At 70.9% G+C, this 12,277-nt stretch carries 11 protein-coding genes; 5 read left to right on the top strand and 6 right to left on the bottom strand.

All coding sequences use genetic code 11. The annotated features are described in order from the left end of the window. The first annotated feature begins 10 nt into the window (after positions 1 to 10). The 4 genes from tal to pgl are packed head-to-tail and all read left to right on the top strand — an operon-like array spanning position 11 to position 4,525. The gene (tal, locus tag ACFY8U_RS21325) at positions 11 to 1,129 is read left to right on the top strand and encodes a transaldolase (protein WP_361761774.1); all 1,119 of its coding nucleotides are present in this window, start codon (positions 11 to 13) and stop codon (positions 1,127 to 1,129) included. A gap of 5 nt (positions 1,130 to 1,134) precedes the next feature. Next, on the top strand, positions 1,135 to 2,667 hold the full coding sequence (gene zwf, locus ACFY8U_RS21330; protein ID WP_389572380.1) for a glucose-6-phosphate dehydrogenase: 1,533 nt from the start codon (positions 1,135 to 1,137) through the stop codon (positions 2,665 to 2,667). Further along, positions 2,664 to 3,746: a glucose-6-phosphate dehydrogenase assembly protein OpcA gene (gene opcA, locus ACFY8U_RS21335; protein WP_389572382.1), complete on the top strand. Its 1,083-nt coding sequence runs from the start codon at positions 2,664 to 2,666 to the stop codon at positions 3,744 to 3,746. The genes zwf and opcA overlap by 4 nt, the downstream gene beginning before the upstream one ends. Beyond that, positions 3,743 to 4,525 carry a 6-phosphogluconolactonase gene (gene pgl / locus ACFY8U_RS21340; RefSeq protein ID WP_389572385.1) on the top strand — a complete coding sequence of 261 codons (783 nt, stop codon included), beginning with the start codon at positions 3,743 to 3,745 and terminating at the stop codon, positions 4,523 to 4,525. The genes opcA and pgl overlap by 4 nt, the downstream gene beginning before the upstream one ends. A 22-nt stretch (positions 4,526 to 4,547) precedes the next feature. Here the strand turns inward: pgl and ACFY8U_RS21345 are convergent, their stop codons facing one another. The 6 genes from ACFY8U_RS21345 to ACFY8U_RS21370 all read right to left on the bottom strand — a co-directional run bounded on the left by ACFY8U_RS21345 (position 4,548) and on the right by ACFY8U_RS21370 (position 11,276). Beyond that, positions 4,548 to 6,188, bottom strand: coding sequence for a PH domain-containing protein (locus ACFY8U_RS21345; protein ID WP_389572387.1), 1,641 nt, complete (start codon positions 6,186 to 6,188; stop codon positions 4,548 to 4,550). Next, positions 6,185 to 6,685 carry a PH domain-containing protein gene (locus ACFY8U_RS21350; RefSeq protein ID WP_389572389.1) on the bottom strand — a complete coding sequence of 167 codons (501 nt, stop codon included), beginning with the start codon at positions 6,683 to 6,685 and terminating at the stop codon, positions 6,185 to 6,187. Before ACFY8U_RS21350 ends, ACFY8U_RS21345 begins: the two co-directional genes overlap by 4 nt. A 3-nt stretch (positions 6,686 to 6,688) precedes the next feature. Next, on the bottom strand, positions 6,689 to 8,341 hold the full coding sequence (pgi, locus tag ACFY8U_RS21355; RefSeq protein ID WP_389573249.1) for a glucose-6-phosphate isomerase: 1,653 nt from the start codon (positions 8,339 to 8,341) through the stop codon (positions 6,689 to 6,691). A 91-nt stretch (positions 8,342 to 8,432) separates the two neighbouring features. Then, on the bottom strand, positions 8,433 to 9,197 hold the full coding sequence (locus ACFY8U_RS21360; RefSeq protein WP_389572392.1) for a sugar isomerase domain-containing protein: 765 nt from the start codon (positions 9,195 to 9,197) through the stop codon (positions 8,433 to 8,435). A 199-nt stretch (positions 9,198 to 9,396) separates the two neighbouring features. Further along, positions 9,397 to 10,521 carry a serine hydrolase domain-containing protein gene (locus ACFY8U_RS21365; protein ID WP_389572395.1) on the bottom strand — a complete coding sequence of 375 codons (1,125 nt, stop codon included), beginning with the start codon at positions 10,519 to 10,521 and terminating at the stop codon, positions 9,397 to 9,399. An 86-nt stretch (positions 10,522 to 10,607) separates the two neighbouring features. Further along, entirely contained in the window at positions 10,608 to 11,276 is a 669-nt protein-coding gene (locus tag ACFY8U_RS21370) for a DUF4097 family beta strand repeat-containing protein (RefSeq protein ID WP_389572397.1), read from the bottom strand. Between the two features lie 243 nt (positions 11,277 to 11,519). On the opposite strand from ACFY8U_RS21370, the gene ACFY8U_RS21375 reads away from it, so the two are divergent. Beyond that, a complete protein-coding gene (locus ACFY8U_RS21375) occupies positions 11,520 to 12,248 on the top strand; it encodes a helix-turn-helix domain-containing protein (protein ID WP_389572399.1) in 729 nt (242 codons plus the stop codon). Positions 12,249 to 12,277 lie beyond the last annotated feature (29 nt).

Genomic DNA, 12,277 nt, shown 5'->3' on the forward strand with positions numbered 1-12,277 from the left:
AGAACCTCTCATGACAGACGCTCTCAAGCGCCTCTCCGACGAAGGCGTCGCGATCTGGCTGGACGACCTCTCGCGTCAGCGGATCACGTCCGGAAACCTGGCCGAGCTGATCGACCAGCAGCACGTGGTGGGTGTCACCACCAACCCGTCCATCTTCCAGAAGGCGATCTCGGAGGGTCACGGCTACGACCAGCAGCTGGCCGACCTGGCCGCCCGCAAGGTCACCGTGGACGAGGCCATCCGCATGATCACGACGGCTGACGTGAGGGACGCCGCCGACATCCTGCGTCCGGTCTACGACTCCACGGACGGCCAGGACGGCCGGGTGTCGATCGAGGTCGATCCCCGCCTGGCCCACAACACGACGGCCACCATCGCCGAGGCCAAGCAGCTGGCCTGGCTGGTCGACCGTCCCAACACGCTCATCAAGATCCCGGCCACCAAGGCGGGTCTGCCGGCGATCACCGAGGTCATCGGCCTCGGCATCAGCGTCAACGTGACGCTGATCTTCTCGCTGGAGCGCTACCGCGCGGTCATGGACGCCTACCTGGCCGGTCTGGAGAAGGCCCGCGAGCGCGGCCTCGACCTCTCCAAGATCCACTCGGTGGCCTCCTTCTTCGTCTCCCGCGTGGACTCGGAGATCGACAAGCGCCTGACCGCCCTCGGCACGGACGAGGCCAAGGCCCTCAAGGGCAAGGCCGCCCTCGCCAACGCCCGTCTGGCGTACGAGGCGTACGAAGAGGTGTTCTCGAGCGAGCGCTGGAACGCCCTGGACAAGGCGCAGGCCAACAAGCAGCGTCCGCTGTGGGCCTCGACCGGCGTCAAGGACCCGGCGTACAAGGACACGCTCTACGTCGTCGACCTGGTCGCGCCGGGCACCGTGAACACGATGCCCGAGGCGACCCTGGAGGCCACCGCCGACCACGGCGAGGTCGCCGGCGACACCGTGCGGGGCACGTACGCGCAGGCGCGCGCCGAGCTGGATGCCGTCGAGAAGCTCGGCATCAGCTACGACGACGTGGTACAGCTGCTTGAGGACGAGGGCGTCGAGAAGTTCGAGGCGTCCTGGAACGACCTGCTCAAGTCGACCGAGGCGGAGCTTCAGCGCCTCGCACCTTCGGAGGCGTAAGCACTTTGAGCGCAGTTCACGGAGCCAACCCGCTCCGTGACGCCGCAGACCGACGGCTCCCGCGTATCGCGGGGCCGTCGGGTCTGGTGATCTTCGGCGTCACGGGCGATTTGTCCCGAAAGAAGCTGATGCCTGCCGTCTACGACCTGGCCAACCGCGGTCTGCTGCCGCCGGGCTTCTCGCTCATCGGCTTCGCCCGCCGCGAGTGGCAGGACGAGGACTTCGCGCAGGAGGTCTACGAGGCCGTCAAGCAGCATGCCCGCACCCCGTTCCGCGAGGAGGTGTGGCAGCAGCTGATCCAGGGGATGCGCTTCGTCCAGGGCGACTTCGACGACGACGACGCCTTCGACCAGCTGAAGACCACCATCGAGGAGCTGGACAAGGCGCAGGGCACGGGCGGCAACTTCGCCTTCTACCTCTCCGTGCCGCCGAAGTTCTTCCCGCTGGTCGTCCAGCAGCTGAAGAAGCACGGCCTGGCCGAGCAGAAGAACAACTCCTGGCGCCGCGCGGTCATCGAGAAGCCCTTCGGCCACGACCTGGTCTCCGCCAAGGAGCTCAACGAGGTCGTCCACGAGGTCTTCCCGCCCGACGCGGTCTTCCGGATCGACCACTACCTGGGCAAGGAGACCGTCCAGAACATCCTGGCGCTCCGCTTCGCCAACACCCTCTTCGAGCCGATCTGGAACCGGTCGTACGTCGACCACGTACAGATCACCATGGCCGAGGACATCGGCATCGGCGGCCGCGCCGGGTACTACGACGGCATCGGCGCCGCCCGTGACGTCATCCAGAACCACCTCCTCCAGCTGCTCGCGCTCACCGCGATGGAGGAGCCCGCCTCCTTCGACGCGGACGCGCTCGCGGCCGAGAAGACCAAGGTGCTCGGCGCGGTGAAGCTGCCGAAGGACCTCGGTGCCTCGACCGTCCGCGGCCAGTACGCGCCGGGATGGCAGGGCGGCGCGAAGGCCGTCGGCTATCTGCAGGAGGACGGGATCGACCCCAAGTCGAAGACCGACACCTTCGCGGCCATCAAGCTGGAGATCGACAACCGCCGCTGGGCGGGCGTCCCCTTCTATCTCCGTACGGGCAAGCGGCTCGGCCGTCGCGTCACCGAGATCGCGGTGGTCTTCCAGCGCGCGCCCCACTCCCCGTTCGACAAGACGGCGACGGAGGAGCTGGGCCAGAACGCCCTGGTCATCCGCGTCCAGCCGGACGAGGGCGTCACCATGCGGTTCGGCTCCAAGGTTCCGGGCACCTCGATGGAGGTCCGGGACGTGTCGATGGACTTCGCCTACGGCGAGTCCTTCACGGAGTCCAGCCCCGAGGCGTACGAGCGGCTCATCCTCGATGTGCTGCTCGGCGACTCGAACCTCTTCCCGCGGGTCGAGGAGGTCGAGCTGTCCTGGAAGATCCTCGACCCGATCGAGCAGTACTGGGACAAGCACGGCAAGCCCGCGCAGTACCAGTCGGGGACCTGGGGTCCGGTCGAGGCGGACGAAATGCTCGCACGAGACGGACGGAGCTGGCGCAGGCCATGAAGACCGACCTCACGGACACCACGTCCAGCAAGATCAACAAGGCGCTGGTGCTCGGGCGGCGTGCCATCGGCACGCCCGCCGTCGGCATGGTGCTCACCCTCGTCATCGTCACCGACGAGGAGAACGCCTACGACGCGCTGAAGGCGGCCAACGACGCGTCCCGCGAGCACCCCTCGCGGACGCTGGTCGTCATCAAGCGGGTCTCGCGTTCGCCGCGCGACCGCGCGAAGGCCCGGCTCGACGCAGAGGTCCGCCTCGGCGCCGACGCCAGCACAGGGGAAACGGTTGTTCTGCGGCTGTACGGCGAGGTCGTCGACCACGCCCAGTCGGTGGTCCTGCCACTGCTTCTCCCCGACGCGCCCACCGTCGTCTGGTGGCCGGTCAACGCCCCGGCCGACCCGGCGAACGACCCGCTGGGCGCGCTCGCCCAGCGCCGGGTGACCGACACGTACGCCTCCGAGCAGCCGATCCACGAGCTGACCGGACGCGCGGACACGTACACCCCGGGCGACACGGATCTGGCCTGGACCCGGATCACCCCGTGGCGTTCGATGCTGGCCGCCGCGCTCGACCAGGTCGTGTGCGAGGTCACCTCGGCCGAGGTGGAGGGCGAGGAGTTCAACCCGAGCGTCGAGCTGCTGGCCATGTGGCTGGCGGACCGGCTGAAGGTGCCGGTGCGCCGGTCGACGTCGGCGGGTCCCGGGCTCACCTCCGTACGGATGGAGTCCACCTGCGGGCCGATCGTGCTCGACCGGCCGGACGGCTCGCTGGCGACGCTCTCCATCCAGGGGCAGCCGGACCGTGGCGTGGCGCTCAAGCGCCGCGAGACGGCCGAGCTGATCGCGGAGGAGCTGCGGCGGCTCGACCCGGACGACACGTACGCCTCGGCGCTGCGGTACGGGCTCGACCGGCTGGACGAGGAGTCGAAGGTGACGGCTCCGGCGGCTCCGGCGGCGGCCGCGGCTGACCCTGCTGCCGCCGAATCGGCTTCGGCGGATCCGGCTGCGGCGGATCCGGCTTCCGGCACGGCGAAGGCGCCCGCGAAGAAGGCCCCGGCCAAGAAGGCGGCGGCCAAGTGAACACTCCCCAGCTCGTCGTCCACCGCGACAAGGAGCTGATGGCCCAGGCCGCGGCGGCCCGGCTGATCACGCGGATCGTGGACGCCCAGTCCGCCCGTGGCTCGGCCTCCGTGGTCCTCACGGGCGGCCGCAACGGCAACGGGCTGCTCGCGGCGCTCGGTTCGGCGCCCGCGCGGGACGCGATCGACTGGTCGCGGCTCGATCTGTGGTGGGGCGACGAGCGGTTCCTCCCCGAGGGCGACCCGGAGCGCAATGTCACCCAGGCCCGTGAGGCGCTGCTCGACAGCGTCCCGCTGGACCCGGCACGGGTGCACGCGATGCCGGCCTCGGACGGACCGTACGGCGACGACGTCGAGGCGGCGGCCGAGGCGTACGCGTCCGAACTGGCCGCGGCCGCCGGTCCGGAGAACCATGCCTCGGTGCCGAGCTTCGACGTGCTGATGCTGGGCGTCGGGCCGGACACGCACGTGGCCTCGCTGTTCCCGGAGCTCCCGGCGGTCCGTGAGACCGAGCGCACGGTGGTGGGCGTGCACGGCGCGCCCAAGCCGCCGCCGACCCGGATCTCGCTGACGCTGCCCGCGATCCGTGCCGCGCGTGAGGTCTGGCTCCTCGCGGCCGGCGAGGACAAGGCGAAGGCCGCGGCGATCGCGCTGTCCGGAGCGGGCGAGATCCAGGCCCCGGCAGCGGGCGCCTACGGTCGCTCGCGGACGCTCTGGCTGCTCGACGCGGCGGCCGCGTCGGAGCTGCCGCGCGCGCTGTATCCGCCGGCCTCGGCCTGACGGACGAGCGAGGAGGCCCGGTTCACCGCACGGTGGACCGGGCCTCCGGCGTTTCGCGTACGGGTTCCAGGAAGGGCGCGAGCAGCTCCGGCACGGCCTCGGCGGCGAAGGTCAGCCCCTCGCCCTGCCCCGCGTCGTAGATGTCGTACGCGCCCGAGCCCGCCGCGGTCGTCGCGGTGAGCGTCACCAGGCCGGCGCGGCGCTGGAAGTACGACTGCTTGACGGTCCAGCCGATGACACCGCCGCGCTGGAGGGCGACCGTGGTGCGGCGGATCGTGCCGGACCTGGCCAGCAGGTAGTCGCCGGCGAGTCCGTGCCCGAGGTTGCGGTAGGCGTCACGCGCGCCCGCCACGGCGAGCGGCCCGAGGACGAGGGCGCAGCCCGCGGCCACGTAGAGCAGGACGGGCGTGAGGAGGGTTCCGAGGACGGCGAGGACCGCGGCGGGGGTGAGCGCGCTCCACAGCGCCCAGCGCAGCCGCCGGGTGCGGGCGGCGCGCGGATGGACGGTCAGCGGCGCACTCGTCGGGGACTCGGACACGCGCAGCACCTGCGCGGCGACCCGGTCGGCGACCGCGCGGGGCGCGGCGGGCAGCAGGGTCTTGCTGTCGGCGTGCTCGTCCTCGTGGCGCTCGGCGAGCCCGGTGGCGACGGCGTCGACGCGGGCGGCGCGGCACATCCGTACGCCGAGCGGCTCGACCAGTTCGACCCCGCGCAGCCGGCGTTCCTCGATGGAGATCGAGCGGGCGGTGAGGAGTCCGCGGCGGACCCTGAGAGTGCCGCCGGGCTCGCGCTCCAGGCGGTAGTTCCACCACATCTCGACCCAGAGGGCGAGGGCGCCGACGGTCCCGGCGAGGACGGCCAGTGCGATGAGGACGAGGATCATGGAGACGACCGAGGTGTCCTGGAAGCGGTCGCCTATCCAGTCGATGACCTCGCCCTGGGCCCCGAACCACTCGCTGACCTGCATCACGGCACCGGCGGCCGCGCCGCCGAGGGCCACGGAGACGAAGGAGACCGGGGCGTAGCGGATCCAGCGCCGGTCGAGCACGGCGAGCGCGCCGTCGTGGCGGGTGTCCTCGGTGCCGGTGAGCGTCCGGTCGAGCAGTTCGCGGCGGAGCCGTTCTCCCTCGGCCCGGTCGACCGGGTCGAGTTCGAGGGTGGACTCGCCGCCGTTGTGCTCGCCGGTGCCGATGCGGACCTTGACCAGTCCGAGGGCGCGTTGCAGCGGGTTGGCCGTGAGGTCGACGCTGCGGATGCGTTCGCGGGCGAGCGAGCGTCGCTTGACCAGGAGGAGTCCGGTGTGGAGTTCGACCCTCCCCCAGCCTTCGGCCGGGGGGACCCCCATCTCGCTCCTCCCCCAGCCTTCGGCCGGGGGGACCCCCATCTCGCTCCTCCCCCAGCCTTCGGCCGGGGGGACCCCCATCTCGCTCCGCTCGGCACCGATGCGGTAGCGGGTGCGGCGCCAGCGGACGTGGTCGGCGGCCGCGCCGGCGCCGACGAGGAGTACCGCCCCGGCGAGGATCCAGCCGATGGCCCTCCAGGCGGGCATGGTGTTGGTCAGGCCGAAGAAGGTGGGCAGGGCGGCGCCCGCGGCGACGCCCGCGAGGACGACGGCGGTGACCAGGACCGTACGCCGGTCCAGGCGCCGCCACTCCTCGCTCATGTGGCGTCCCCGGGCGTGGCCTGCGTGATGCGGGTGAGCTTCTCGGCGAGATCCGCGGCGAGTTCGTGGTCGAGACCCTCGACGCGGATCGCGCCCTTGGAGGAGGCAGTGGTGACGGTGACCGTGGCGAGGCGGAAGTACTGCTCCAGCGGTCCCCTGACCGTGTCGACGGTCTGGATACGGGACATGGGCGCGATCCGCCACTCCTGCCAGAAGACCCCCGTGCGGACGTAGACGGCGTCCTCGGTGACCTCCCAGCGGTGCACCCGGAACCACCACGTGGGGAAGAACGCGGCGCAGGCGAGGCCGACGGCCGCCAGGACGGCGGCGGGCAGCCAGAGCCAGAACCGGGCCGGTGTGATGAGCGCCCCGAGCACGCCGAGGACCACCACCGGCACGGCGGTGGTCACCAGCCACTGGGTGCGCCACCAGCCGACGGCCCGTTCGTTCAGCGAGTTGCTCGGCGGCCGCAGCCGCACCGTGTTCTCCCCCCTCATCGGTCAGCGGCCCCTGAGCGTCCGGTACGTGTCGACGAGCGCGGCGGTCGAGCCGTCGAGCTCCTCACCGCCGGTGCCTTCGGTGAGCACGGGCTCGATCTTCTTGGCGAGGACCTTGCCCAGCTCGACTCCCCACTGGTCGAAGGAGTCGATGTTCCAGACCGCGCCCTGGACGAACACCTTGTGCTCGTAGAGCGCGATGAGCTGGCCGAGCACGAAGGGGGTGAGTTCCTTGGCCAGGATCGTGGTGGTGGGGTGGTTGCCCTGGAAGGTCTTGTGCGGGACGAGCTCCTCGGCGACGCCCTCGGCCCGTACCTCCTCGGGCGTCTTGCCGAAGGCGAGCGCCTGCGTCTGGGCGAAGAAGTTGGCCATCAGCAGGTCGTGCTGGGCGACCAGCCCCGGGGCGAGATCGGCGACGGGCTCGGCGAAGCCGATGAAGTCGGCCGGGATGAGCTTGGTGCCCTGGTGGATCAACTGGTAGTAGGCGTGCTGCCCGTTGGTGCCGGGCGTGCCCCAGACGACGGGTCCGGTCTGCCAGTCGACGGGGTTGCCGTCGCGGTCGACGGACTTGCCGTTGGACTCCATGTCGAGCTGCTGGAGATAGGCGGTGAACTTCGACAGGTAGTGCGAGTACGGCAGGACGGCGTGCGACTGGGCGTCGAAGAAGCCGCCGTACCAGACGCCGAGAAGGCCGAGGAGCAGCGGCGCGTTCTCCTCCGCGGGGGCGGTCCGGAAGTGCTCGTCGACGAGGTGGAAGCCGTCGAGCATCTCGCGGAAGCGCTCCGGGCCGATGGCGATCATCAGGGAGAGGCCGATGGCGGAGTCGTAGGAGTACCGTCCGCCGACCCAGTCCCAGAACTCGAACATGTTGGCCGTGTCGATGCCGAAGTCCTGCACCTTCTCGGCGTTGGTCGACAGGGCGACGAAGTGTTTGGCGACGGCGTCCTGACCGGCCCGCAGCCCGGTGAGGAGCCAGTCGCGGGCGGAGGTGGCGTTGGTGACCGTCTCGATGGTGGTGAAGGTCTTCGAGGCGACGATGAAGAGCGTCTCGGCCGGGTCGAGGTCGCGGACGGCCTCGTGGAGGTCGGCGCCGTCGACGTTGGAGACGAACCGGAACGTCAGATCCCGCTGGGTGTAGGCGCGGAGGGCCTCGTACGCCATGGCGGGGCCGAGGTCGGAGCCGCCGATGCCGATGTTGACGATGTTCTTGATCGGCTTGCCGGTGTGACCGGTCCACTCGCCGGCGCGGACCTTGTCCGCGAAGGCGGCCATCTTGTCGAGGACGGCGTGGACGGCCGGGACCACGTTCTCGCCGTCGACCTCGACGACCGCGTCGCGCGGGGCGCGCAGCGCGGTGTGGAGGACCGCGCGGTCCTCGGTGGTGTTGATCTTCTCGCCGCGGAACATGGCATCGCGCAGCTCGGCCACGCCGGTGGCCGCGGCCAACTCGCGCAGCAGCGTCAGCGTCTCGTCGGTGACCAGGTGCTTGGAGTAGTCCAGGTGCAGGTCGCCGACGCGCAGTGTGTACGCGGTGCCACGACCCGGTTCGGCGGCGAACAGCTCGCGCAGATGGGTGGTCCCCAGCTGCTCGCGGTGCTTGCCGAGGGCGGCCCATTCGGGAAGCCGGTTGAGCCTCGTGCGTCCTTCTGCGTTCATCTCGGACATCGCCTACTTCTTCTCTTCCTGCCTGCTTGCCCCGCTGCGACTCCAACCTAATTGATCGTGGGGGCGGAAGGCGCGCGACGGCTCAGTGGCCGCCGCGATGCAGCCGGCCTGTGTAGCGGGCCTCCAGGACGGCGTTGCGCTCATGGCCGCCCGGCAGGTTGGCGGAGACGTACACCGGCGGTTCGTGGCCCTCGGCGAGGAGGAGGGCGACCGACTCGGCGACGACCATCTGCACGAGGAGGGACGAGGTGAGCGTGGAGACCCCGCAGAGGGCCGTGCCGTCCGGGAGGGGGAGCACGGCGTCGCCGGTGGGGGCGCCGTTGTCGAGGACGGCGTCGGCGAGGTCGGCGAGCCGCCGTCCGCTCGCGTGGAGGGCGGGGACGGCGTGGGTGTGCGCGAGCGAGGTGAGCGCGACGAGCGGGTGACCGGCGGCGGTCACCTTGAGCGCCAGGTCGACGACGGCGTTGTTCACGCCCGAGTTGGAGATGATGACGAAGAGGTCCTGCGGGCGGGGCGTGGCCAGGGCGTAGAGCCGGTCCGCGAGGCCGGGGGCCCGCTCCAGCAGCGGATCGGCGAGTACGGAGGGGTCCTCGCCGCCGCGCAGTACGAGGTCGGCGAGCGCGATCCGGCTGGTGGGCACGAGCCCGCCGGCCCGGCCCGCGATCTCCAGGGCGGCGGCCTGCGAGTGTCCGGTACCGAAGGCGTGGATCACCCCGTCGGCGGCGACACAGTCGGCGAAGAGCCGGGCGGCGGCGACGACGGAGTCCTTGTTGCCGGCGATGACCCGCTCGACGGCCTCCCGCGCGTGGTCGGCGAACACAGCGGCACCGAGAGCGGGTTGGGGCATGTCCAGCCTCCATTGGTTCGATGAACCGGATTCTGACGAGCGTTCCGATTCAATGAACCAGCAACGCACGCCACGGTCAAGGGCCCGAGAACGCCGACAGGGCGGCGTACTCCGACGTGATGCCGGAGCACGCCGCCCTCGGGCGGGACGGTGTGCGGGAGACGGCTGGGGGCGTACGGCCCACGGTGCCCGGCCCTGTCTACTCGGCGCCCTCTGCCGCGCCGGCCGACCCGGCCCGCGCGCCGAACACCTCCTGGACGAGCGCCTTCTGCGCCTTCTGGAACGCCGCGGCCGTGGCGGCGAAGTCGAGATCGGCGTCCCCGGTGGTCAGCGAGGCGGTCAGGGTCCGGCTGCCGTCGGGCGTGCTGTACATCAGTGCCGCCCAGCCGAAGAAGCCGCCGTTGTGATGGAGGACGGTGCCGCCGCCGTCCGTCTCCTCCACGAACACCCCCAGGCCGTAGCCCAGCTTGGGGTGCGGCGTGCGCATCTCGGCCAGCAGCGGGGCGGGCACGAGCTTGCCGCTGTTCAGTGCGGAGAAGAAGGTGTGGAGATCCTCGGTGGTCGAGATCATGTCACCGGCGGCGGAGATCCAGGAGACGTTGAACCGGGTGACGTCGACGACCTTCCACTCCCCGGCGTTCTCGTACCGGTAGTAGCCGTGAGCGTGCGGCTCGGGGATCTCCGGCGAGTCGCCCGGCACCACGGTTCCCGACAGCCCCAGCGGCCGGAGGATCAGCCGCTCCGTCTCCTCGGCCAGGCTGCGGCCGGTGACCTCCTCGATCAGCAACTTGGCCAGCACGTAGTTGGTGTTGGAGTAGCTCCAGTCCGCGCCGGGCTCGAACTTCGCCGGCTTGGACAGGGAGAGCCGTACCAGCTCCTCCGGCTCGTAGGTGTGGAACTGGCGGTCCACGTACTCCTGGCCCTGCCAGGGGATCCCCGGCGTGACCGTCCCGTCGTCGTCGTACTCGCCGGTGTGGTTGAACAGCCCGCTGGTGTGCTGCAGCAGCATCCGCACCGTGATCCGCCGGTCGAGACCGAACCGGGGCAGGTGGTCGTCCACCGGGCTGTCCAGCCCGAACCTGCCCTCGGCCACCAGCAGCAGCACCACGGTCGCGGTGAAGGTCTTGGTGGTGCTGCCGATCCGGAACCGCCCGTCTGTCGCAGGCTTCGCGCTCTCGCCCAGTCTGTTCACCCCGGCGCTGCCGACCCACTCGCCCCGCTCGTCGTTCACGCGCAGCTGGACCCCGGCGAACCCGGAATCGACGATCTCCTGGATGGCCTTCTGCAGTTCCGGGCGGTCCTGGCCGGTGAGGGTGAGGGACATGCTGGTGCTCCTTCGCGTCGTGGGTGTGCGGTGAGGGTGACCGTGGCGGGGGCGGTGGCGGTGGCGGTGGCGGTGGCGGTGGCGCTTCAGAGGCTGCGGGCGGTGATGTCGCCGTAGGCCGTGGTGGCGTGGATGGTCAGGCCGGGCGTGCCGTCGGCGTTCTTGAGCGCGTTGTGGATCCGGCCGTACGCGGTACCGGCGTCCAGGGAGGCGGAGACCCCGCGGGCGGCGCCGACCGACACGTCGCCGGACTCGGTGCGCAGCGTGACGGTGCCGCGTACGGCCTCGGTGACGCGGAGGTCGCCCTTCTGGGTGCTGATCTCCGCCGGGCCGCCCAGGCGGCCGACCGAGATGTCGCCGGCAAGGAGGGTGAGGCGGGCGCTGTCGGTCTCGTCGAGCTTGACCGTGCCCTGCGCGGTCTCGAAGGCGACGTCGCCGAGCCGTCCGACACCCCGGAGTTCGGCGTCGGCGCTCTTCGCCTCGACGCGGGAGCCGGCGGGCAGCTGCACGGTCACCTCGACGTATCCGGAAGCGCCGAGCATCTCCTTCTTCGCCGGCGGGGCCTGGATCCGCAGGACGCCTTCGCTGTAGTCGACCGTGGTCTGCTCCGCCGCCCGCGCGTCCCGGCTCTTCGCGGCGTTCGCGGGCCGGATCTCGACCGTGGTGTCGGCCCGGTCGGCGGCGATGAGCCGGATGCTTCCCGCGGGGATGTCCAGGACGGCGAGGACGGGGGCGGTGGTGTCGAACTTCTGCATGACGCTCTCCTTCTGCTTCAGCGTGCGCTCCGTCGGCCCGCTGTTTCCGATGAAGGAAAGCTACGTTGCGTTCAGGAACTTGGCAACACACTCGTTGCGCACTTTCGGCATTACAGCAGGCAGAGGCAGATATTTCGTTGCAACGATTCTGAACGTAACGCAACGCTGCGATCGGGGTCCGTTGCAATGGAGGAGGAATGAACGCTATGCTCCACCTCACTACGGACGACGAAGGAGACCGCGATGCCCGGAGGCAGACTCACCCAGCCCGAGCGCCAGCAGATCGCGCTGGGACTGGCCGACGGCCTCGCCTACGCCGAGATCGCCAGGCGCCTCGACCGCCCGACCTCGACCGTCACGCGCGAGGTGATGCGCAACGGCGGCCCCACCGCCTACCGCGCCGACCTGGCCCACCGCGCCACCGAGCGCCGCGCCCACCGCCGCAGGCAGGCGGCGCCTTCGGAGGCACCCCCGCAGACCGGTGGACCTGACACCGAGGCCGTACGCGAGTACGAGGAGGTGTTCACCACCGTCATGATGCAGTCGGGCATGCCCAAGATGATGTCCCGCGTGATGGCCTGCCTCTGCCTCGCCGACACGGGCAGTCTCACCGCGTCCGAACTGGCCGGGCGCCTCCAGGTCAGCCCGGCGTCCGTCTCCAAGGCGATCACGTTCCTCGAGTCCCAGGGCATGGTCCGCCGGGAACGCGACGAACGGCGCCGTGAGCGCTACGTCGTCGACGACGACGTCTGGTACCAGTCGATGATGGCCAGCGCCCGCGCCACCGCCCACATCAGCGGCATCGCACGGCAGGGCGTGGCTGTCCACGGCACCGGCACCCCGGTCGGCACCCGCCTCGAAAACATCGCCCGCTTCCTCGACTTCGTCTCCGAGAACACCGCCCGCGCCGCGGAGCAGGCCCGCGCCATCCTCCACACCAGCCCCGGGACAGTCCCGGACAGCACCACCTGAGCCGTCCGAGCCGCCTGAGCCCGCGCCGG

This window comes from Streptomyces sp. NPDC012508, assembly GCF_042902595.1.
GTDB lineage: Bacteria > Actinomycetota > Actinomycetes > Streptomycetales > Streptomycetaceae > Streptomyces.